Origin of the sequence: Pseudomonas sp. TR47 (assembly GCF_044143025.1) — a bacterium.
In the GTDB taxonomy this organism is placed as follows: Bacteria; Pseudomonadota; Gammaproteobacteria; order Pseudomonadales; family Pseudomonadaceae; genus Aquipseudomonas; species Aquipseudomonas putida_E.
Window position 1 is genome coordinate 243,937 of record NZ_JBHFCS010000003.1, and the last position, 20,863, is coordinate 264,799.

Annotated in this window: 21 protein-coding genes; 11 read left to right on the forward strand and 10 right to left on the reverse strand. The window is 62.7% G+C overall.

Features of this window, described 5'->3' with window-relative positions; translation table 11 throughout:
- Positions 1 to 5 precede the first annotated feature (5 nt).
- Positions 6 to 425 carry a phasin family protein gene (locus ACEWE8_RS05235; protein ID WP_046785015.1) on the reverse strand — a complete coding sequence of 140 codons (420 nt, stop codon included), beginning with the start codon at positions 423 to 425 and terminating at the stop codon, positions 6 to 8.
- 111 nt (positions 426 to 536) lie between these two features.
- The gene (locus ACEWE8_RS05240; RefSeq protein WP_046785014.1) at positions 537 to 812 is read right to left on the reverse strand and encodes a polyhydroxyalkanoic acid system family protein; all 276 of its coding nucleotides are present in this window, start codon (positions 810 to 812) and stop codon (positions 537 to 539) included.
- 124 nt (positions 813 to 936) lie between these two features.
- Between ACEWE8_RS05240 and ubiE the strand changes: the two genes are divergently transcribed.
- From ubiE to ACEWE8_RS05295, 11 genes are all read left to right on the forward strand, one after another.
- A complete protein-coding gene (gene ubiE / locus ACEWE8_RS05245) occupies positions 937 to 1,707 on the forward strand; it encodes a bifunctional demethylmenaquinone methyltransferase/2-methoxy-6-polyprenyl-1,4-benzoquinol methylase UbiE (protein ID WP_012312396.1) in 771 nt (256 codons plus the stop codon).
- Entirely contained in the window at positions 1,707 to 2,330 is a 624-nt protein-coding gene (locus tag ACEWE8_RS05250; protein ID WP_046785013.1) for an SCP2 domain-containing protein, read from the forward strand. Before ubiE ends, ACEWE8_RS05250 begins: the two co-directional genes overlap by 1 nt.
- Positions 2,327 to 3,946, forward strand: coding sequence for a ubiquinone biosynthesis regulatory protein kinase UbiB (gene ubiB / locus ACEWE8_RS05255; protein ID WP_046785012.1), 1,620 nt, complete (start codon positions 2,327 to 2,329; stop codon positions 3,944 to 3,946). Before ACEWE8_RS05250 ends, ubiB begins: the two co-directional genes overlap by 4 nt.
- Positions 3,947 to 4,019: 73 nt before the next feature.
- Complete coding sequence (hisI, locus tag ACEWE8_RS05260) at positions 4,020 to 4,412, forward strand: phosphoribosyl-AMP cyclohydrolase (RefSeq protein WP_046785011.1); 393 nt, start codon at positions 4,020 to 4,022, stop codon at positions 4,410 to 4,412.
- Between the two features lies 1 nt (position 4,413).
- Complete coding sequence (locus ACEWE8_RS05265) at positions 4,414 to 4,749, forward strand: phosphoribosyl-ATP diphosphatase (protein WP_046785010.1); 336 nt, start codon at positions 4,414 to 4,416, stop codon at positions 4,747 to 4,749.
- A 25-nt stretch (positions 4,750 to 4,774) separates the two neighbouring features.
- The gene (locus ACEWE8_RS05270) at positions 4,775 to 5,047 is read left to right on the forward strand and encodes a twin-arginine translocase TatA/TatE family subunit (protein WP_012312391.1); all 273 of its coding nucleotides are present in this window, start codon (positions 4,775 to 4,777) and stop codon (positions 5,045 to 5,047) included.
- 3 nt (positions 5,048 to 5,050) lie between these two features.
- Positions 5,051 to 5,425, forward strand: coding sequence for a Sec-independent protein translocase protein TatB (gene tatB / locus ACEWE8_RS05275; RefSeq protein ID WP_046785009.1), 375 nt, complete (start codon positions 5,051 to 5,053; stop codon positions 5,423 to 5,425).
- Entirely contained in the window at positions 5,422 to 6,213 is a 792-nt protein-coding gene (gene tatC, locus ACEWE8_RS05280; RefSeq protein ID WP_012312389.1) for a twin-arginine translocase subunit TatC, read from the forward strand. The genes tatB and tatC overlap by 4 nt, the downstream gene beginning before the upstream one ends.
- Entirely contained in the window at positions 6,210 to 6,917 is a 708-nt protein-coding gene (locus ACEWE8_RS05285) for a 16S rRNA (uracil(1498)-N(3))-methyltransferase (RefSeq protein WP_046785008.1), read from the forward strand. The genes tatC and ACEWE8_RS05285 overlap by 4 nt, the downstream gene beginning before the upstream one ends.
- A gap of 100 nt (positions 6,918 to 7,017) precedes the next feature.
- Entirely contained in the window at positions 7,018 to 8,934 is a 1,917-nt protein-coding gene (locus ACEWE8_RS05290) for a methyl-accepting chemotaxis protein (RefSeq protein WP_046785007.1), read from the forward strand.
- Between the two features lie 182 nt (positions 8,935 to 9,116).
- Positions 9,117 to 11,060 (forward strand): methyl-accepting chemotaxis protein, encoded by a 1,944-nt coding sequence (locus ACEWE8_RS05295; protein WP_323613794.1) that lies wholly within the window; start codon positions 9,117 to 9,119, stop codon positions 11,058 to 11,060.
- Between the two features lie 81 nt (positions 11,061 to 11,141).
- Here ACEWE8_RS05295 and ACEWE8_RS05300 read toward each other — a convergent pair whose 3' ends face one another.
- The 8 genes from ACEWE8_RS05300 to hutG form a co-directional block, all read right to left on the reverse strand.
- Entirely contained in the window at positions 11,142 to 11,876 is a 735-nt protein-coding gene (locus ACEWE8_RS05300; protein ID WP_012312385.1) for an amino acid ABC transporter ATP-binding protein, read from the reverse strand.
- Positions 11,869 to 12,831 carry an amino acid ABC transporter permease gene (locus ACEWE8_RS05305; RefSeq protein ID WP_012312384.1) on the reverse strand — a complete coding sequence of 321 codons (963 nt, stop codon included), beginning with the start codon at positions 12,829 to 12,831 and terminating at the stop codon, positions 11,869 to 11,871. Before ACEWE8_RS05305 ends, ACEWE8_RS05300 begins: the two co-directional genes overlap by 8 nt.
- 111 nt (positions 12,832 to 12,942) lie before the next feature.
- On the reverse strand, positions 12,943 to 13,740 hold the full coding sequence (locus tag ACEWE8_RS05310; RefSeq protein WP_046785173.1) for a transporter substrate-binding domain-containing protein: 798 nt from the start codon (positions 13,738 to 13,740) through the stop codon (positions 12,943 to 12,945).
- 219 nt (positions 13,741 to 13,959) lie between these two features.
- A complete protein-coding gene (gene mdoH, locus ACEWE8_RS05315) occupies positions 13,960 to 16,533 on the reverse strand; it encodes a glucans biosynthesis glucosyltransferase MdoH (protein WP_046785006.1) in 2,574 nt (857 codons plus the stop codon).
- The gene (locus tag ACEWE8_RS05320) at positions 16,526 to 18,205 is read right to left on the reverse strand and encodes a glucan biosynthesis protein G (RefSeq protein ID WP_046785005.1); all 1,680 of its coding nucleotides are present in this window, start codon (positions 18,203 to 18,205) and stop codon (positions 16,526 to 16,528) included. Before ACEWE8_RS05320 ends, mdoH begins: the two co-directional genes overlap by 8 nt.
- 322 nt (positions 18,206 to 18,527) lie before the next feature.
- Positions 18,528 to 18,965 (reverse strand): D-aminoacyl-tRNA deacylase, encoded by a 438-nt coding sequence (dtd, locus tag ACEWE8_RS05325; protein WP_012312380.1) that lies wholly within the window; start codon positions 18,963 to 18,965, stop codon positions 18,528 to 18,530.
- Complete coding sequence (gene pip / locus ACEWE8_RS05330) at positions 18,962 to 19,933, reverse strand: prolyl aminopeptidase (protein ID WP_012312379.1); 972 nt, start codon at positions 19,931 to 19,933, stop codon at positions 18,962 to 18,964. Before pip ends, dtd begins: the two co-directional genes overlap by 4 nt.
- A gap of 117 nt (positions 19,934 to 20,050) precedes the next feature.
- Entirely contained in the window at positions 20,051 to 20,854 is an 804-nt protein-coding gene (hutG, locus tag ACEWE8_RS05335; protein ID WP_046785004.1) for an N-formylglutamate deformylase, read from the reverse strand.
- Positions 20,855 to 20,863: the final 9 nt, after the last annotated feature.

Genomic DNA, 20,863 nt, shown 5'->3' on the forward strand with positions numbered 1-20,863 from the left:
TCTCCTTATGGTTTGTGCGCGACGCGCTCGAGCAGCTCATGCAGCTGTTCAAGCTTGATGGACAACGCCTCAACGTCATGTTTAGACGGAATGCCGAGGCGATTCAAGGCGCGACCGACCCGCGCGTCGAAAGCCTTCTCGATCTTGTCGAGTTGAACTTCGACCTTGCCACGTACGCGGCTGACTTCTTCGCTCGCTTCGTCGATCTGGGTGTTGGCGGCATCGAGTTCTTTGTCGATGCGCTTCTTGCCACGTTTCTCGACCCCTTCACCGGCTTTTACCAGTTCCTGAAAGTAGTCCGAACCCTCCTGGCCAACACGGGCGTAAGCGCCGATGCCTGCCAGCCAGATCTTGCGCGCGTAGCCGCGCACCTCGCCCAGCGTGCTTTGGGCGTCATCCTTTTTCTTCACATTCACTTTGGCCATGCTCTATACCTCATGCTCATGAGTGGAGGGAGAAACCGCCCATGGAGGCTGGGCTTGAGCATAAGGTAATGAGTGAAATTAGAATCTTCACCCTAAGAGCAGCTGCAGCTTTCAGACCAGAGCCTTGTCCAGCGCCCGCTCGATCTCACTCTTGATGGTGCCGCTCATCATCGACAGCATCATGCCCAGCTTCAATTCGACACGGATGCTGTCCTCGCCAATATGTACGCTGCCGTTGGCGCCGCTGCGGGCGACGTCCACACGGTCACCGTTCCAGGTGGCCTTGAGGTCGTATTCCTGGCTCAGTTTGTCCACCAGCGCTTGGGCTTTGGCACGGGCGGCCTCGCGACCGAGGGAGTGTTTGCGTTCGACGCTGATCTGGGTCATGCGGGTGTTCCTGGATATGAAGACATAATCGGCATTATGCCCGCCCCTGCCGCACGGTACACCCCGCCAAGACAAATGCGCCCGTTCGCCCTAGAATGGCGATAATTTTTTCCGGTGAAGCGATATGAACGACCAGCGCAAAGGCGAACACGCCGAACCCACCACCCATTTCGGTTACCAGGATGTGCCCGAGAGCCAGAAGGCGAAGAAAGTCGCCGAAGTGTTCCACTCGGTGGCTGCCAAGTACGACCTGATGAACGACGTGCTTTCCGGCGGCATGCACCGCCTGTGGAAGCGCTTCACCATCGAGCTGTCGGGTGTGCGTAGCGGCAATCGGGTGCTGGACATCGCCGGCGGCACGGGTGATCTGGCAGCCAAGTTCTCGCGCCTGGTCGGCCCTACCGGCCAAGTGGTGCTCGCCGACATCAACGACTCGATGCTCAAGGTCGGCCGCGACCGCCTGCTCGATCGTGGTGTTGCCGGCAACATCGAATTCGTCCAGGCCGACGCCGAGAAACTGCCATTCCCGGACAACCACTTCGACTGTGTGACCATCGCCTTCGGCCTGCGCAACGTCACCCACAAGGACGAAGCCATCCGCTCGATGCTGCGCGTGCTCAAGCCGGGCGGACGCCTGTTGATCCTGGAGTTCTCCAAGCCGACCAACAAGCTGATGTCCAAGGCCTACGACGCCTACTCGTTCGCCTTCATGCCCCTGGCCGGCAAGCTGATCACCAATGACTCCGAGAGCTACCGCTACCTCGCCGAATCGATCCGCATGCACCCCGACCAGGAAACCCTCAAGGCCATGATGGTCGATGCCGGTTTCGACCGGGTCACCTACCACAACATGACCAGCGGCATCGTCGCCGTGCACCGGGGAATCAAGCCCTGATGTTGCTGGCAGGGCTGCTCGCCAGCGTCGAACATGGCCTGAACCGCGTCCTGCGCATGGACAGCACGGCATTGCCGCGGCTGGGCGCGCTGGAAGGCAAGGTCATCGAAATCGATTGTCGCCAGCCGGCCCTGCAAGTGTTCATCCTGCCCGATGAAGAGGGCCTGATGCTTGCCGCCCACTGGCAAGGCGAGGTCGACTGCAGCCTGCGCGCGCCAGCCGGTAGCCTGCTGCAACTGGCCGTGGCCAAGGACAAGACGGCCGTGCTGCATAGCCCTCAGGTCGAGCTGCATGGCGACAGTGCCGTGCTGCTCGACCTGTTCGGTGTGCTGCAAGACCTGGAGCTGGACTGGGAACACGAACTGCAACGCTGGCTCGGCCCGGTCGCCACCTCGCTGCTCGCCGGCCACGTGCGCCTGCGTGCACGCTGGACCCGCCAAGGCCTGGCACGCTTCAGCCAGAACCTGTCCGAGTACCTGGCCGAAGAGTCGCGCACCCTGGTAGGCAAGCGCGAAGCCGAAGCCGCCTTCAGCGAGCTCGATACCCTGAAGGTCGATTTAGAACGCCTCGAGGCGCGCCTGCAGCGCCTCTCCCGATCCCTTGATACCAGCGATAACGCATGAAGCTGCTCGCCGTCCGTCGTCTCTTTCGCATCCAGCGCGTGGTGATCCGCTACCGCCTCGATGACCTGCTCTTCGACCTGCCGCTGCCGTGGTGGCTGCGCAGCCTGCGCCTGCTGATGCCATGGCGCTGGTTGCCTCGCACACCCTCCGAACTCAGCCGGGGAGCCCGCCTGCGCCTGGCGCTTCAGGACCTGGGGCCGATCTTCATCAAATTCGGCCAGTTGCTGTCCACCCGCCGCGACCTGCTGCCCACCGACATCGCCGACGAACTGATGCTGCTGCAGGACCGCGTACCGCCGTTCGACCCGAAACAGGCCGTGGCGCTGATCGAAAGCCAGCTTGGCGCCAAGGTGGGTGAAGTGTTCAGCCGCTTCGACGTCGAGCCGCTGGCCTCGGCCTCGGTGGCCCAGGTGCATGCCGCGCGCCTGAAGACCGGCGAGGAAGTGGTGGTCAAGGTAGTACGCCCGGGCCTCAAGCCAGTGATCGCCCAGGACCTTGCCTGGCTGTTCCTGATCGCAAAAGGCGCCGAGCGGGCTTCGGCCGATGCCCGCCGCCTGCACCCGGTGGAAATCGTCGGCGACTACGAAAAAACCATCTACGACGAACTCGACCTGCTCCGCGAGGCGGCCAACGCCAGCCAGCTGCGGCGCAACTTCGAAGGCTCGGAGCTGATGTACGTGCCCCAGGTCTACTGGGACCTGTGCCGCCCCAAGGTGCTGGTGATGGAGCGCATCTACGGCGTGCCGGTGACCGACATGGCCACCCTGGCCGACCAGCGCACCGACATGAAACTGCTGGCCGAGCGCGGTGTGGAGGTGTTTTTCACCCAGGTGTTCCGCCACAGTTTCTTCCATGCCGACATGCACCCCGGCAATATCTTCGTCAGCACGGTCAAGCCGTGGAGCCCGCAATACATCGCCATCGACTGCGGCATCGTCGGCAGCCTCACCGCCGAAGACCAGGACTACCTGGCACGCAACCTGATCGCCTTCTTCAAGCGCGACTACCGCCGTGTCGCCGAGCTGCACATCGACTCGGGGTGGGTACCGGCGCACACCAAGGTCAATGAATTCGAAGCGGCCATCCGTACCGTGTGCGAGCCGATCTTCGAAAAACCGCTCAAGGACATTTCCTTCGGCCAAGTGCTGATGCGCCTGTTCCAGACTGCCCGGCGCTTCAACATGGAAGTCCAGCCGCAGTTGGTGCTGCTGCAGAAGACCCTGCTCAACATCGAGGGCCTGGGCCGCCAGCTGTACCCCGACCTTGACCTGTGGAGTACCGCCAAACCGTTCCTGGAACGCTGGATGCGCGAGCGCTACAGCCCCAAGGCCATGTTCGGCAACCTGTACAGCCAGGCCGAACAGCTGCCGCACCTGGCCGGCATGACCCGCGACCTGCTCGAACGTCTTTCCCAGCCGCACCTGCACGACCCGCAACTGCGGGAGCGGCGCCGCCAGGGCGACCGCTGGGCACTGCGCCTGCTCGGTGCCGGCCTGCTGGGTGGCGGTGCGGTGCTGGCCGCCGGCGCCGCCGAGGCCGCCAGCCTCGCCGCCCCGGCCGCCTGGCCGGCTTGGCTGATGCTGGCCGCAGGCCTTTACCTGATCGTGCGCCAATAGCCAGCCGCGCTGCTGGCTGGCACACTAGCGCAAAGGGCCCGGTACAGGGGCGGGCCCGGTTTTGGAGTCGACGATGAAAGAGTGGCTGGACGAGATCAAGTGGAACAGCGACGGCCTGGTACCGGCGATCGCCCAGGACCACAAGACCGGACGCGTGCTGATGATGGCCTGGATGAACCGCGAATCGCTGGCCCTCACTGCCGCCGAGCAACGCGCCATCTACTGGTCGCGCTCGCGTGGCAAGCTGTGGCGCAAGGGCGAGGAATCGGGGCATGTGCAGAAGCTGCACGAAATGCGCCTGGACTGTGATGCCGACGTGATCATCCTGATGGTCGAGCAACTGGGCCATATCGCCTGCCATACCGGCCGTGAAAGCTGCTTCTACCGCGTCTTCGAAGACGGCCAGTGGAAAACCGTCGATCCGGTGTTGAAAGACCCGCATGCCATCTACAACGCAGGACACTGACATGAGCGACACCCTCAACCGCCTGGCCGAAGTGCTCGAAGAACGCAAGCACGCGGCCCCCGACAGCTCCTACGTGGCCAGCCTGTACCACAAGGGCCTGAACAAGATCCTCGAAAAGCTCGGCGAAGAGTCCGTCGAGACCATCATTGCTGCCAAGGACGCAGAGGTCAGCAAGGATTGCAGTGATGTCATCTATGAAACCGCCGACCTGTGGTTTCATAGCCTGGTCATGCTCAGTGCACTGGGCCAGCACCCACAAGCCGTGCTCGATGAACTGGAACGCCGCTTCGGCCTGTCCGGGCACGATGAAAAGGCCGCTCGCGAGCCCTCGGCCTGACCAAACAGCATTCTAGGAGAGCACCATGGGTATTTTTGACTGGAAACACTGGATCGTCCTGCTGGTCGTCGTCGTCCTGGTGTTCGGCACCAAGAAGCTGAAGAACTTCGGCAGTGACCTTGGCGAATCGATCAAGGGCTTCCGCAAAGCCATGAACGAAGAAGAAAGCAAACCCGCCGAGCAGACCCCACCGCCTGCCCAGCCCGTACCGCCGGTGCAGAACACCGCACAACAGCCACAGGGCCACACCATCGAGGGCCAGGCCCAGCCGGTCCAAGAGCCGCAGCGGAAAGACTGAACCATGTTCGGCATGAGTTTCAGCGAGTTACTGCTCGTCGGCCTCGTCGCGCTGCTGGTGCTCGGCCCCGAGCGCCTGCCCGGCGCCGCGCGCACTGCAGGGCTGTGGATCGGCCGGCTCAAGCGCAGCTTCAATTCGATCAAGATGGAAGTCGAGCGCGAAATCGGTGCCGATGACATCCGCCGACAGTTGCACAACGAGCACATCCTGCACATGGAACAGGAAGCCAAGCGCATCCTCAACCCGCTGACGCCGCCTGCCCAGCCACCCGCCGCTGTGGCCACCGAGCAGCCCGCCGCCACGCCAACATCGGCACCGGTAGCGCCGGCGCCTGCACCTGAGCAGCCCGAACAGCCTCAACCGCCGCGAGCCCCATGAGCGAAAAACCGCAAGACGACCAGCCCATGCCGCTGGTCTCGCACCTGACCGAACTGCGCACCCGCCTGCTGCGCTGCGTGGCTGCCATCTTCCTGATTTTTGCCGGGCTGTTCTCCTTCGCCCAGCAGATCTACACCCTGGTCTCGGCGCCACTGCGCGAACACCTGCCGGCCAACGCCACGATGATCGCCACCGACGTGGCCTCGCCGTTCCTGACGCCGTTCAAGCTGACCATGATCGTTTCGCTGTTCCTGGCGATCCCGTTCATCCTGCAGCAGATCTGGGGTTTTATCGCGCCTGGCCTGTATCGCCACGAAAAGCGCATCGCCATTCCGCTGCTGGTGTCGAGCATCTTCCTGTTCTATGCCGGCATGGCCTTCGCCTACTTCCTGGTGTTCCCGCTGATCTTCGGCTTCTTCGCCAGCGCCACGCCGGAAGGCGTGTCGATGATGACCGACATTTCCAGTTATCTGGACTTCGTCATGACGCTGTTCTTCGCCTTCGGTGTTGCCTTCGAGATCCCGGTAGCGGTGGTGCTGCTGGTGTGGATCGGCGTGGTCGACGTGCAATACCTGAAGAAAATCCGCCCCTACGTGATCATCGGCTGCTTCGTGGTCGGCATGATCCTGACCCCGCCCGACATCTTCTCGCAGACCTTGCTCGCCGTGCCCATGTGGCTGCTGTTCGAGATCGGCGTGCTGTGTGGCAGCCTGATCCGCAAGCGCAGCCACGCCGAAGATGACACGGCAAACGACCCCAACGACCAGCCACCAGCGACCCAGCCGTGAATCTGTTGCTTCTTGAAGAGGCCGACTTCGTGTCGGCCGACCGCGTCGTCCTTGCCGATAGGCGCTTCACCCATATGCAGGAGATTCACCGCGTGGTGGTGGGCGACAGCCTGCGCGTGGGCCGCATCAATGGCCTGATGGGCACTGCCACCGTGGTACGCCTGGCACAGCACGAAGCCGAGCTTGAAGTCGGCTTCGACCTGCCGCCGCCGGCCAAGCTGCCGCTGACCCTGGTGCTGGCCGTGCCGCGGCCAAAAATGCTGCGCAGGCTATTCCAGACCGTCGCCACGCTGGGTGTACAGCGGTTGATCCTGGTCAACAGCTACAAGGTCGAGAAAAGCTTCTGGCAGACGCCGTTCCTCAACCCCGAGAGCATCCGCGACAACCTGATACTGGGCCTGGAACAGGCCCGCGACACGGTGCTGCCCGAGGTGGTCATCGAAAAACGCTTCAAACCGTTCGTCGAAGACCGCCTGCCTGCCATCGCCGACGGCACCCTGGGCCTGGTTGGCCACCCCGGCCCCTACCCCGCGTGCCCGCGCGCCGTCGAAGGCCCGGTGACACTGGCCATTGGCCCCGAGGGCGGCTGGATCCCCTACGAAGTCGAGCTGCTGGGCAAAGCAGGGCTCGCGCCAGTGCAGTTGGGTGACCGCATCCTGCGTGTGGAAACCGCCGTAACAGCCTTGCTTTCAAGGATTTTCTGACAAACGGGTCAGGATTTTCCCATCAAGTTTCCCCGGCGCAGGCCGATGCCTAGGCAACACAACAATAATCCGTGCTGCCAAGTTTACCGGGGAGTCGAACATGTTCCGATGGGTTACCGAAACGCTGGGAAATGTGAGCGTCAATCGCAAACTGGGGCTGGGCTTTGGCCTGGTACTGTTACTGACTTTGGCCATCACCTTCACTGGCTGGCAAGGCATGAACAGCATCATCGACCGTGGTGACAAGCTGGGCAATATCTCGGTCATCAGCCAGGGCACCCAGGAACTGCGCATCGCGCGTCAGCATTACCAGCGCGATCGCAACGAAGCGGCGATCGGCGAACTGGAAAAAGCCCTCGCTGGCCTCGACCGCCAGATCAGCCTCATGCTCGGCCAGATCGAGCAACCCGTCGATCATCAGCGCCTGCAGCAACAGCAGGAGGCGGTGCGCAAATATCAGCAAGCTTTCGCCGACCTCAAGCAGGCCGGGCAACGACGCGAAGCCAGCCGAAGCGCACTGGGTGACAGTGCCGACAAGGCAGCCGAGCTTATCAGCAGGGTGCAGGAGCGCCTGCTGCAAGCCGGCGATATCACGCCCTACCAGAGCACGGTAGAGGTCAGTGCCCTGCTACAGCAAGCACGCTTCCAGGTGCGCGGCTACACCTACAGTGGCGAAGCGAACTACCAGCAGACTGCGCTCAACGCCATCGACCAGGCCATGACCAACCTCAAGGCGCTACCGGCCAAGCTGCCCGCCGAATATGCCGCCAGCCTCGATGACTCGATGTCGGCCCTCGCCGCTTATCGCGATGCGGTCAACCAGTTCGGTAGCGCGCAATCGGCCAGTGATCAGGCCCTGCAGGTGATGACTGATCAAGGCACCGTGCTGATGGATAACAGCCAGAAGATGACGGTTTCACAGACCGAAGTCCGCGATGCAGGCTCGCGCAAGGCAAAAACCTTGCTTGCCTCAGCCACGGCACTGGCGTTGGTACTGGGCCTGCTCGCGGCCTGGGCCATCACTCGGCAGATCATCGTCCCGCTGCGCCAGACACTGGCCGCCGCCGAGCGCGTGGCCAACGGCGACCTGCGCCAGGACCTTCTGGCAACCCGCCGCGACGAGCTGGGGCAGTTGCAGGCCAGCATGCAGCGCATGACCCAAGGCCTGCGCGAACTGATCGGTGGTATCGGTGACGGTGTCACGCAGATCGCCAGCGCCGCCGAAGAGCTTTCGGCGGTAACCGAGCAGACCAGCGCCGGGGTCAACAACCAAAAGGTCGAAACCGACCAGGTGGCCACTGCCATGAACGAAATGGCGGCCACCGTGCATGAAGTGGCACGCAATGCTGAGCAAGCCTCAGAGGCGGCCCTCATGGCGGACCAGCAGGCGCGTGAAGGTGATCGGGTTGTCAGCGAAGCGGTGGCGCAAATCGAGCGCCTGGCCGGTGAAGTGGTCAACTCCAGCGAGGCGATGAACCAGCTCAAGGCCGAAAGCGACAAGATCGGCAGCGTGCTGGATGTGATCAAGTCGGTGGCCCAGCAAACCAACCTGCTGGCCCTCAATGCGGCCATCGAAGCGGCGCGGGCCGGTGAGGCCGGCCGTGGCTTTGCCGTGGTCGCCGACGAAGTGCGCAGCCTGGCGCAGCGTACCCAGCAGTCCACCGAAGAGATCGAAGAGCTGATTGCCGGTTTGCAAAGCGGAACCCAGCGAGTGGCCAGCGTGATGGACGCCAGCCGCCAGCTCACCGACAGCAGCGTCGAGCTTACCCGCCGCGCCGGCACTTCGCTGGAGACCATCACCCGAACCGTGTCGTCGATCCAGGCGATGAACCAGCAGATCGCCACGGCCGCCGAACAGCAGAGTGCGACTGCCGAGGAGATCAACCGCAGCGTGATCAATGTGCGGGATATCTCCGACCAGACTTCGGCGGCGAGTGAGGAGACGGCCAGCTCCAGTGTCGAGCTTGCGCGGCTGGGCACGCACCTGCAAAACCTGGTAAGGCGCTTCAGGCTGTAAGCCCGTACTGGCCCCATCGCTGGCGAGCCAGCAATGGGGCCAGTATGAATTCCTACACGCACTGCTGAAATTTCCTACCCAATTCTCAGGTCAAGTCCTACAAGCCTTCCGCCGATGGGCAGGGGTGTCATGCCAGCAAAACGCCGGCATGGCTCCCCTACTCAACTGGATGGAGACTTGCCATGTTCGGCTACCTCAACCGCAGGATTGGCAACATCAGCGTCGGCGCCAAGCTCGCTCTGGGTTTTGCCGTGGTACTGCTGCTCACCGTGGCCACTGCCGCCAGCGGCTGGCGCGCCCTGGACGACGCCATTACGCGCTCGGAGCAGCTCAGCGAAATTGGCCAGATCAATGATCTGGTCAAGGACCTGCGCGCCGAGCGCATCACCTACAGGGTGTTGGCCGATGATGCCAGCAAGGCGCAGATCACCCGCATCCTGCAACAACTCGACGCCATGCTGACCGCGCTGCAGCAACGCAGCAGTGTCGATGAATCACGCCAGATGCTGGCCCAGAAGCTGCAATTGCTGCAGCGCCTTCACGAAAATTTCGCCACCTTGCAGCGCACCGTTGAAAGCCGGCGTGGGTTGCGCGAGGCAATGCAGGCGCAAGAGCAGAAGCTCAACGGCGTCATCGACGAACTGGAAACCCAGGCCCTGCTGAAGATGCCCGCCGACAGCCAACAAAGCGGCCTGCTGGGCCTGATGGACAGCCTCACCCGGCATGTGGACGGCGCCAACCAGCAGAGCCTGGTGCCGGCGTACACCTTCTCGCCGCTGGAGGACTTCGCCAAGGTTGGCGAGGCGGCGCTGGATGCTGCCGACAAAAGCCTCGGGCAGTTGATCCAGGCACTTGCCCCCTTGGGCCTTTCGCGAGCAGTGATGGAACAGCCTGGCGTGGAACTGGGGAAATACCGCGCCAGCCTCGAGCAGTACCGACGCGCCGCCTTGAGTGTCGAGCAGTTGCAGAACGACATGGAGCAGATGGGCAACGAACTGCGTGCTGTGAGCCTGGAGCTGGGTAAAAGGAAGGTCGAGCAGCGCGACAGCGAAGCACTGGCCGCCCGCTCGCTGTTGACCAGCGTTGCGGTGCTGGCCTTGCTGGTGGGCGTAGCAGCCGGCTGGCTGATCACCTTGCAGATCACCCAGCCGCTACGCCAGACCCTGGCGGTGGCAGCGCGCATCGCCCGGGGTGACCTGAGCCAGGTGGAGCCTGTGGGTCGTCGTGACGAAATGGGCCAGCTGCAGGCCAGCATGCAGGAAATGACCCTGAGCCTGCGCAAGCTGATCGGCGGTATCGATCAAGGCGTTGGCCATTTGTCTCAGGCCGCCACACAACTGGCAGCCAGCAGCGAGGACACCAAGCTGCGCATCAGCCAGCAGCGCGAGGAAACCGATCAGGTCGCCACTGCCATGAACCAGATGAGCGCCACGGTCCAGGAAGTCGCGCAAAACGCCGAACAAGCTTCATTGGCGGCAACCAACGCCGACCAGCAGGCCCAGCAGGGCGATCAGGTGGTGACTGAAGCCATCGGCCGTATCGAGCAACTGGCCAGGCAGATGGATGATTGCCTGGCAGCTATGCAGCATCTGGCGGGCGAAAGCCAGCGCATTGGCAGCATTCTCGATGTGATCAAGTCGGTCTCCGAGCAAACCAACCTGTTGGCGCTCAACGCTGCCATCGAGGCTGCCCGAGCAGGTGAGGCGGGCCGTGGTTTTGCCGTGGTGGCTGACGAAGTGCGCGGCTTGGCGCAGCGTACACAGCAGTCCACGGAGGAGATCGAGCAATTGATCGAAAGCTTGCACAACGGCACCGACGAGGTGACCAGCCTGCTCGACAACAGCAAACGCCTGACCGAGCAAAGTGTCGAGCTGAGCCGCAAGGCCGGGGATGCCTTGAGCCAGATCACCGATACGGTGTCGAGCATCCAAGGCATGAACCAGCAGATTGCCACGGCCAGCGAGCAACAGAGTGTGGTGGCCGAACAGATAAACCGCAGTGTGATCAGCGTGCGCGATGCCTCGGACCAGACCAGTGCGGCCAGTGAACAAACGGCAGCTTCAAGCGGCGAGCTGGAGCAGCTGGGCCAGCAGCTGCGAGGTATGGTCGGGCGTTTCAGCCTCTGAAAGCTTCAAGCCACAAGCTAAAGCCGAACGCTATGGACCGCCCATCACCGCCCGGCTTTAGCTTGCAGCTTGCAGCTGCTTTCAGAGCACTTGGCGCAGGAACGCTTGCGCCCGCGGATCCTTCGGCGAGGCAAAGAACGCCGCAGGCGCCGAATCCTCCAGCAACTTGCCGTGATCGAAGAACAGCACGCGGTCGGCCACTTCGCGGGCAAAACCCATTTCATGGGTCACGCAGACCATGGTCATGCCTTCCTGGGCCAGTGTCTTCATCACGTCCAGCACTTCACCGACCATTTCCGGGTCGAGCGCGGAGGTCGGCTCGTCGAACAGCATCACCTTGGGTTCCATCGCCAGCGCACGGGCAATCGCCACCCGTTGCTGCTGACCACCGGAAAGCCGCGAGGGGTACTCATTGGCCTTCTCCGAGATACCCACCTTTTCCAGCAACGCCCGCGCCTTGGCCTCACGCTCTGCCTTGCCACGCTTGCGCACGACCTTCTGCGCCAGGCACAGGTTTTCCAGCACCGTCATGTGCGGGAACAGGTTGAAATGCTGGAACACCATGCCGACTTCGCGGCGGTAGGCGTTGATGTCGGTTTTCGGGTCTTCCAACCGCAGCCCGTTGATGGCCACATGGCCCTCGTCGAAATGCTCCAGGCCGTTGAGGCAGCGCAGGAAGGTCGACTTGCCGGACCCCGACGGGCCAAGCACCACCACCACTTCACCCTTGGCCACCTGGGTGGTGACGTTGTCCACCGCACGCACTACCTGGCCTCGGGTGTCGAACACTTTCAAAAGGTCACGGACTTCAATCACTTTGCGCAAGCCTCCGCTCGAGCCGGCTGGCCAGATGCGACAGCGGCAGGTTGATCAGCAGGTACAGGCCTGCCACGCAGAACCAGATCTCGAATGTCGAGAACGAAGTGGTGATGGCCTCACGGCCGCTCTTGGTCAGTTCGGTGATGGCGATCACCGAGACCAGCGAGGTGTCCTTGACCAGGCTGATGAACTGCCCGGCCAGCGGAGGCAGTACGCGTTTGAACGCCTGCGGCAGGATCACGTGGCGCATCGACTGGCTGGCGTTAAGGCCGAGCGAGCGGGCCGCCTCATTCTGCCCCTTGGCGATCGACTGCACGCCGGCCCGCACGATCTCGGCCACGTAAGCACCGGTGAACAGCGCCAGCGCCGCCACCCCGGCGAACTCACGGGACAAGTTGAGCACGGTACCGATGAAGAAGTAGAAGATGAATATCTGCACCAGCAGCGGCGTGCCGCGCACCAGTTCGACATAGACGGTCGACAGGTCGCGCAGGGTCGGGTTGTTAGACAACCGGCACAACCCGGCAAACAGGCCGATCACCAGGCCCAGCGCCCCGGACACTACCGAGATCCACAATGTGGTCCACAGGCCCCAGGCCAGTGGGCCAGCAGCCCAGTGACGGGTGACGCCGACCTGATCACCTTCGGCCACATCGTCACCGCGGCTCAGTTGCAGGCTGTCCTTGGCCACATCGAGCACCTGCTCACCGCCGTTCTCATCCTTGAGCGTAACGCGGGCGTTATCGCCTGAGACGACGATGTCCTGCACCGTGCCGTAATCGCTGGCACGCTGCACGTCCTCGGCCTTGTAGGCAAAGTATTGTGGTACGCGGTTCCAGCGCCACTCGTAGGAGATCATCGAGGTGGCCAGGTACAGGCTGATCGCCAGGCCCACCAGGACCAGCGCCGTCAGCGCATGCCAGGGCCATTGGGCTTTCTTGTGTTTGATCACGGGGTTACTCCAGAAAGCGGCAAGCCGCAAGCCACAAGCTGTAAGGAAAAGCAGACCGCGTATTGGCCCACCTCCTCTTGCAGCTTGCAGCTTGCGGCTTGAAGCTACTTCTTATTCCATTTCCTTCAGCCAGTCCTTGTTCTTGAACCACTTGTCGTGGATACGATCGTAGGTCCCGTCATGCTTGATCTGGTGCAGGAAGTTGTTGATGAAGTTGATGCTGTCGTAATCGCCCTTCTTCAAGCCGAATGCCAGCGGCTCGTAGGTGAAGGGCTCGTCGAGGAACAGCAGCTTGCCGGCACCGGCCTTGTCGACCGCCACCACGTTGTACGGCGCATCGTAGACAAAGGCATCAGCCTTGCCGTTGACCACGTCCATCACCGCTTCCTGCTCATTGTCGTAGCCATGGTACGTGGCCTTGGCGATCAGCTTCTTGGCGACCATCTCGCCGGTGGTACCGAGCTTGGAGGTGATGCGGTACTTCTCGTTGTTCAGGTCTTTGTACGACTTGATCTCGCCAGCCAGATCCTTGCGGATCAGCAGGGTCTGGCCAACCACGATGAACGGTTCGCTGAAGTTCAGGCGCAGGTTGCGTTCCTGGGTCAGGGTCATGCCGCTGCCGATCATGTCGAACTTGTCGGTCAGCAGGGCCGGGATGATGCCGTCATAGGCGGTGGAGACGGTCTCCAGCTTGACGCCCATGGATTTGGCCATGGCTTTGAGGATATCGACTTCGAAGCCGATGATTTCGCCGCGCTTGTTGGTCATCTGGAACGGCATGTAGGTCGGGTCCATGCCCACCCGCAAGGTACCGCGCTTGACCGCGTCGTCGATGGCACCGGCCTGGGCCGAGGCCACCGCGACCAGCGCCGTGACGCCGACCAGCAGCCGCGAAAGGTATTTCTTCATCATCACCAAGTCCCCTAGCAAGAAAAGTAGCGAATCTTATTGTTGGCACGGCCGTACCGGCCGGCATGGCTTATCGGAGAGGGATGCTAACGCATGGCGGCCCTGGGACCTAGAGCCGGGGGGGACTTTGTTGGCCAAAATCCGAGGGGATGAGAAAGATTGGAAAACCCTGTCGCCGGCAAGCCGGCGAAAGGGCCGCATAGCGGCCCCTAGGGTAGATCAGGCGCCAACCAGGCTAGGTTGTGCCTCGTCCGCCGGGTGCAACGGCAACAACGGCGAATGTGGGTCGTTGTTGATCGATGCACGCCACACGTCGATCCAGGCGGCATTGTGCTCGGCCCATACCTGCGCATGCAGGCGCGCCAAGGCTACCGGGTCGCTCAGCAAGGCAAGGCGAGTACCCAGGTCCAGCCCTTTGGGCCCGACCTCGATCGCTTTGGCAAGGCGCTCGGCGCGCATCGCCTCGATCGGTGCTGCCTGGCCATGACGGGCAGTGGCCATGGCACAGGCCAAGGCGTTCTGCCGAGGGTCGACCACAGCGCGGACAAAGCCGTCGTGCAGGGCGTGCCAGCGGTTCTCGTGGGTGTACTGGTCGGTGGCGAGCAGCTCCTGGGGCGTTGCGTACTCCTCAGGGATCAGGAACAGCTTCTCGTCCTTGGCCGCCAGGCCCAGGCGTGTGCGGCTGGAGATCACCGAAACGGGGATCGACAGCACCAGCGAACCAACGATCGGCGCCAGCCACCACAGGAAGCTCGGGTTCAGCCACGCCACCAGCGCCGCCCAGGCAATACCCAACAGGGTTTGCGGGCCGTGGCGACGTACCGCCTCGCTCCACGGGGTGGAGTCGTCGTCACGCTGCGGCGAGTTCCAGGTCGCAGCCCAGCCGAGGAATGCGGCCAGCACGAAGCGGGTGTGGAAGATCATCCGCACTGGCGCCAGCAGCATGGAGAACAGCATCTCCATCAGCATCGACAAGGTGACCTTGAACCGCCCGCCGAACTCGACCGCGCCCTTGGCCCAGATCAGGATGATACTGAGCAGCTTGGGCAAGAACAGCAGCACGATGGTGGTGGAGAACAGCGCGACGGCCTTCTCCGGGTGCCACTGCGGCCACAGCGGGTAGAGCTGGTACGGCTCGATGAAGTATTGCGGCTCCATCAGCGTGTTGGTTGCCAGCAGCGCGGTCGACAGCACCAGGAAGAAGAACCACAGCGGCGCCGACAGGTAAGACATCACGCCCGTGAGGAACACCGCACGGTGCACCGGGTGCATGCCCTTGACCAGGAACAGGCGGAAGTTCATCAGGTTGCCGTGGCACCAGCGGCGGTCGCGCTTGAGCTCGTCGAGCAGGTTCGGCGGCAGCTCTTCATAGCTGCCCGGCAGGTCATAGGCAATCCACACGCCCCAGCCGGCACGGCGCATCAGCGCCGCTTCGACGAAGTCGTGGGAAAGGATCGCGCCGGCGAAAGCGCCCTTGCCAGGCAACGGCGCCAGGGCGCAGTGCTCGATGAAAGGCTTCATGCGAATGATCGCGTTGTGGCCCCAGTAGTGCGACTCGCCCAGTTGCCAGAAGTGCAGGCCGGCGGTGAACAGCGGGCCGTAGACGCGGGTGGCGAACTGCTGCATGCGCGCATACAGCGTGTCCATACCCGAGGCTTTGGGCGCGGTCTGGATGATGCCAGCGTCCGGATTGGCCTCCATCAGGCGTACCAGGCTGCTCAGGCACTCACCACTCATGACGCTGTCGGCGTCGAGCACGACCATGTACTTGTATTCGCCACCCCAGCGACGGCAGAAGTCGTCGAGGTTGCCGCTCTTGCGCTTCACGCGGCGGCGGCGGCGGCGGTAGAAGATGCGGCCGAAGCCTTTGGTCTCGCGGCACACGTCCAGCCAGGCCTGTTGCTCGGCCACGGCAATGTCAGTGTCGTTGGTATCGCTGAGCACGAAGAAATCGAAACGGTCGAGGTTGCCGCTGGCGGCGACCGACTCGAAGGTCGCCCGCAGCCCTGCGAACACGCGCGGCACGTCTTCGTTGCAAATAGGCATCACCAGCGCGGTACGTGCTTCAGGAGCGATCGGCTCGCTGCCGGCACTGCTGCCGGAGATACGGTATTTGTCGCGGCCGGTGAGCAACTCGAGGAAGCCCATCAGCGCCGTCCAGAAGCCCGCCGACACCCAGCAGAAGAGGATGCCGAAGAGGATCAGGATGGACGTTTGCAACGCGTACGGCCAGACCTGCACTACGGTATCCCACAACGGCTGGTTGACCACTTCGTCGAGGTCGACGAACGACCAGCCCTGGTAAGGCAGGATGCCCTTCATGTACCAGCCGGCGACGAGCGTCTGGCCGATCATGAGGGTCAGCAGGATATAGCGGCGAATCGAGCCGACCGTGCGCCAGCGCGCCAGCGGCAACTCGCGCTTTGGCGGCTGCGGCGCGTTGGGGCGGCCGGTCATGCGCCGCCACATGCGGATCAGCACATTGGTGCGCCATGGCTCGGGCACGACCCGGGTACGCTTGATCGGCGGTGCAATCTTCAGGCAAAGCCGGCCGCTGCCGTCGACGCCAAGCATCTGGGCATCTTCCAGTTCGGCCGCGCTGCCTACAGTCAGGCGCGGGCCCACCGAGGCCTGCACGGCCTCAGTGGTGGTGGCGGTCGCATTGCCCGCCAGGCGTTGGTGCAACTCACTGAACGAGGTGCAACTGGCGAGTTCCGCGCGCTGCTCATCGCTCAGTGGGAGGTGGGCCAGGTACTCGCCAAGCGATTCCGGCCTTGCGCTTGAGTTACTCATCGGCAGGCAACTGATAGCTCCAGGTCTCGGTCAGCACTTTTTCGGTGGTGGCCGGGGTCCCGTTGGTGGATGCCGCATCGGCGGCAGGTTGTTCGGCCTTGGCAGGTTGCTCGGCCTTGGCGGCTTTTTCAGCCTTGCCATGCTTGGCTGCGGTCTTGTCGTGTTTGGTTTCTTCGGCAGGCTTGGCTGCTTCGACCGGAACATCGCTGACCAGTGCGGCCCGCATCTCGGTAGCCTTCTTGGCTTCCTTGATCTTCAACCGCAAAGTCAGGCGCCAGCCCTTGGTCTCTGGGTTATAGCGCAGATTGTTCTCGACCACTTCTGCGTTGTCGCCGACGCTGATCTGGCTGCGTACCGCGGCGTCTTCCGGCAGGGCTGCCAAGGCCGGGCCGGCGAAGTCGACCAGGAACGCTACGCTACCGTCTGGTTGACGGATCAGGTTGGACTGCTTGACGTCACCGGTGGAACGCATGGTCTGGGTAACCGAACCCAGCTCCTGGGCCTGGAAACGCGACTCGTCGATGGTCCAGTGCATGCGGTAGTCGTACTCGAACGGCTTGCCCGGCTCCGGCAGGGTTTCCGGGCTCCAGAAGGCAACGATATTGTCGTTGGTTTCGTCGGCAGTCGGGATCTCGACCAGATCGACGGTGCCTTTGCCCCAGTCGCCCTTAGGCTCGATCCAGGCGCTCGGACGCTTCTGGTAGTTGTCGTCGAGGTCTTCGTAATCCTTGAATTCGCGATGACGCTGCATCAGGCCGAAACCGCGCGGGTTCTCGACGCTGAAGTTGCTCACCGACAGGTGTTTGGGGTTGTTCAGCGGGCGCCACAGCCACTCGCCGTTACCGGCGTGGATCGACAGGCCTTCGGAGTCATGCAGGGCCGGGCGATAGTTCATGACCTTGGAGGGCTGGTTAGGGCCGAACAGGTACATGCTGGTCAGCGGCGCGATGCCCAGACGGCTGACGTGGTCACGCAGGAACACGCGGGACTGTACATCGACCACGGTATCGTTGCCCGGGCGCAGGATCAGCTTGTAGGCACCGGTGGAGCGCGGCGAATCCAGCAAGGCGTAGATCACCAGGTGCTTGTCGGCCGGCTTGGGTTTCTCGACCCAGAATTCGGTGAACCGCGGGAACTCTTCGCCCGACGGCAGCGCGGTGTCGATGGCCAGGCCACGGGCCGACAGGCCGTACACATGCCCTTTGCCGACCACACGGAAATAACTGGCCCCCAGCAGGGTCATGATTTCATCCTGCTTGTCGGCCTTGTTGATCGGGTAAAGCACGCGGAAACCGGCGTAGCCCAGGTTCTTGGTGGTATCCGGGTCGTGGGGCACGTCGCCGAACTCGAAACGGCTCGGGTCGTACTTGATTTCCTCGACGGTGGTGGCGGTGACTTCGTTGATTTTCACCGGCGTGTCGAAGTGCATGCCCTGGTGGTAGAAGGACAGCTTGAACGGCGTCTTGTCCTTGGCCCACTCGGCCTTTTCCTGCAGGAAGCGAATCTTCTGGTAGTCGGCGAACTTCATGTCGCGGAAGACTGCCGGCAGATTGCTTTTCGGTGCTTCGTACTTCTGGCCGGCGAGATCCTTTGCCTTGGCTGCAACATCGTCAAGATTGAATGCCCACAGCTGGCCCGCGCTCATCAGGCCGACCAGTGCGGCACTGGCCATCAGGGCCTTGCGCAGCCGATTGCCGGGGATTCTAGATGCTTTATGGGGACTAACAATCACGAGCAACCCTCGCCGAAAACAGATCATGAAACCAACGGCCAGCGACAAATGCCGGGTTGGCGAGCACTGTTCGGACCCCGTGAGGGCGTAATGATTCCCCAAACGGTTCCAGACAATGCTCGAGTCAGAGTAAAACGAACCTGCGAACGCAGGCCCTAACAGCGCGCGATTATCCAGCAGGATGCGTTACAACGCATCAGGCTGGATCAACTATTTATCGTACAAAACACCTTGTTTCGCGCAACCAAGGCCGTTTTTTCCTTCATATTTGTAACAGAAAAGTCACAGGGCCATCATTGACCAGGTGCACCTGCATGTCAGCACCGAATCGGCCGCTTGCCACATCTGCATGCTGGCCCTGGGCTTGCTGCAAAAGATAGTCGAACAGTTCGGCACCGAGCGCTGGCGGCGCAGCCGTCGAAAAGCTCGGACGCATGCCACTGCGGGTGTCCGCAGCCAAGGTGAACTGGGACACCAGCAGCAAACCGCCGCCCACATCCTTGAGGGATAGGTTCATCTTGCCCTGCTCATCGCTGAAAACGCGGTAGTTGAGCAACTTGTGCAACAGCTTATCGGCCTGTTCGCGGGTATCTTCAGGCTCTACCGCCACCAGCACCAACAAGCCTTGGTCGATGGCGCCGACAATTTCACCCGCCACCTCTACCCGCGCGCCGCGCACACGCTGCAGCAGCCCCTTCATGCTTCTTCCAGCGGCAAATCGAGCAGGCGACGGGCCATCTGATCGGCTGCCCGTACCAGCGCATCGGTGATCCCAGGCTCGGACGCCGCATGGCCCGCGTCGCGGATCACCTTCAGCTCACTGTTGGGCCATGCCTGGTGCAACGCCCAGGCGTTATCCAGCGGGCAGATCACATCATAGCGGCCATGCACGATCACGGCCGGCAGGTGGGCGATCTTGGGCATGTCGCGGATCAACTGGTCGGGTGCAAGGAACGCGTTGTTCATGAAGTAGTGGCATTCGATGCGGGCGATGGACAAGGCCCGCTGCGGCTCGGAGAAGCGGTCGATCACCAGCGGATTGGGGCGCAGGGTGGCAGTGCGGCCCTCCCAGGTGGACCAGGCCTTGGCGGCATGCATCTGGGCGATCTGATCGTTGCCGGTCAGGCGCTTGTGGAATGCCTTGACCAGGTCATTACGCTCATCCGGCGGAATCGGCGCGATGTAGTCCTGCCAGTAATCGGGGAACAGGCGGCTGGCGCCCTCCTGATAGAACCACTCGATCTCTTGCGGGCGGCACAGGAAGATGCCGCGCAGGATCAGGCCGTGAACCCGCTCGGGGTGGGTCTGGGCATAAGCCAGGGCCAGGGTCGAGCCCCAGGAGCCGCCGAACAGCACCCACTTGTCGATGCCCAGGTGCTCGCGAATGCGCTCCAGATCCTCGACCAGGTGCCAGGTGGTGTTGTTCTCCAGGCTTGCGTGCGGGGTGGAACGGCCACAACCGCGCTGATCGAACGTGATGATGCGGTACAGGTTGGGGTCGAAATAGCAACGGCTCTGGGCATCGCAACCCGCGCCCGGGCCACCGTGGATGAACACCACCGGCAGACCTTCAGGCGAGCCGCTTTCATCGACATACAGCACATGCGGCGCTTCCACGGCCAGATCGTGCCGGGCGTAGGGTTTGATCTGCGGGTAGAGGGTCTGCATTGCGCACTCCGTGTGAGGATTTAGTCTGCCGTTGGGCATCATAAACCTGAATTGCGCTTTGAGCATGCTCTGCCGCTACAGCGTGAGCCCTGCATTGAAACAGGCCCGGTGGGCTTGCTACTTGCCGTAGCGTAGCGCGCCCCAGGCAAGCGCCTGTTCCAGCAGGCGCTGAAGCACCTGACGGGTCGGTTGCGCCAGATCCTCACGATAGGCGAAGGGCTCGGTTTCATTCATGTACGTGCTTTGCGCCAACTCCAGCTGCACAGCATGAATCTGCCGGGCAGGGTCGCCATAGTGGCGGGTGATGTGCCCGCCCTTGAAACGCCCGTTGAGTACATGGCTGTAGCCCGGCGCCTCGGCACACACGCCCGACAGCCACTGCGCCAGCTCAGGATCACAACTGGCACCGTTGAAGGTCCCCAGGTTGAAGTCCGGCAGCTTGCCGTCGAACAGGTGCGGGATCAGCGAACGGATCGAGTGTGCGTCCCATAAAAGGGCGTAGCCGAACTGCTCACGCAGGCGGGCCAGTTCGCGCTCGATGGTGGCGTGGTATGGCCGCCAGATCTGCTCCAGGTAAGTGGCCCGTTCGTCGGCAGAGGGTGCCTGCCCCTGCTTGAACAGCGGCGCACCGTCGAACAGTGTGGCCGGATACAGGCCCGTGGTTGCACCTGCGTACAAAGGCGTGTCGTCATCCGGCCGGTTAAGGTCGATGACGAAGCGCGAATACTCTGCCGCCACCACACTGGCCCCCAGCTCATGGGCGAAATCGTAGAGGCGCGGGATATGCCAGTCGGTGTCCGGCAGGCTGCGCGCCTCGTCGACCAGGCCGTCGCGCACGGCCGGGGTCAGCTTGAGCCCCGCATGGGGCATGCTGATCAGCAGGGGCAAACGGCCCTGGTGGAAACTCAGTACCTTGTCCATCTCGCCTCG

What these genes read in the sequence shown, in the direction of transcription:
- ACEWE8_RS05235 (WP_046785015.1), bottom strand. Translation starts at nt 425, where the DNA reads ATGGCCAAAGTGAATGTGAAGAAAAAGGATGACGCCCAAAGCACGCTG.
- ACEWE8_RS05240 (WP_046785014.1), bottom strand. Translation starts at nt 812, where the DNA reads ATGACCCAGATCAGCGTCGAACGCAAACACTCCCTCGGTCGCGAGGCC.
- ubiE (WP_012312396.1), top strand. Translation starts at nt 937, where the DNA reads ATGAACGACCAGCGCAAAGGCGAACACGCCGAACCCACCACCCATTTC.
- ACEWE8_RS05250 (WP_046785013.1), top strand. Translation starts at nt 1,707, where the DNA reads ATGTTGCTGGCAGGGCTGCTCGCCAGCGTCGAACATGGCCTGAACCGC.
- ubiB (WP_046785012.1), top strand. Translation starts at nt 2,327, where the DNA reads ATGAAGCTGCTCGCCGTCCGTCGTCTCTTTCGCATCCAGCGCGTGGTG.
- hisI (WP_046785011.1), top strand. Translation starts at nt 4,020, where the DNA reads ATGAAAGAGTGGCTGGACGAGATCAAGTGGAACAGCGACGGCCTGGTA.
- ACEWE8_RS05265 (WP_046785010.1), top strand. Translation starts at nt 4,414, where the DNA reads ATGAGCGACACCCTCAACCGCCTGGCCGAAGTGCTCGAAGAACGCAAG.
- ACEWE8_RS05270 (WP_012312391.1), top strand. Translation starts at nt 4,775, where the DNA reads ATGGGTATTTTTGACTGGAAACACTGGATCGTCCTGCTGGTCGTCGTC.
- tatB (WP_046785009.1), top strand. Translation starts at nt 5,051, where the DNA reads ATGTTCGGCATGAGTTTCAGCGAGTTACTGCTCGTCGGCCTCGTCGCG.
- tatC (WP_012312389.1), top strand. Translation starts at nt 5,422, where the DNA reads ATGAGCGAAAAACCGCAAGACGACCAGCCCATGCCGCTGGTCTCGCAC.
- ACEWE8_RS05290 (WP_046785007.1), top strand. Translation starts at nt 7,018, where the DNA reads ATGTTCCGATGGGTTACCGAAACGCTGGGAAATGTGAGCGTCAATCGC.
- ACEWE8_RS05295 (WP_323613794.1), top strand. Translation starts at nt 9,117, where the DNA reads ATGTTCGGCTACCTCAACCGCAGGATTGGCAACATCAGCGTCGGCGCC.
- ACEWE8_RS05310 (WP_046785173.1), bottom strand. Translation starts at nt 13,740, where the DNA reads ATGAAGAAATACCTTTCGCGGCTGCTGGTCGGCGTCACGGCGCTGGTC.
- mdoH (WP_046785006.1), bottom strand. Translation starts at nt 16,533, where the DNA reads ATGAGTAACTCAAGCGCAAGGCCGGAATCGCTTGGCGAGTACCTGGCC.
- ACEWE8_RS05320 (WP_046785005.1), bottom strand. Translation starts at nt 18,205, where the DNA reads ATGGCCAGTGCCGCACTGGTCGGCCTGATGAGCGCGGGCCAGCTGTGG.
- dtd (WP_012312380.1), bottom strand. Translation starts at nt 18,965, where the DNA reads ATGAAGGGGCTGCTGCAGCGTGTGCGCGGCGCGCGGGTAGAGGTGGCG.
- pip (WP_012312379.1), bottom strand. Translation starts at nt 19,933, where the DNA reads ATGCAGACCCTCTACCCGCAGATCAAACCCTACGCCCGGCACGATCTG.
- hutG (WP_046785004.1), bottom strand. Translation starts at nt 20,854, where the DNA reads ATGGACAAGGTACTGAGTTTCCACCAGGGCCGTTTGCCCCTGCTGATC.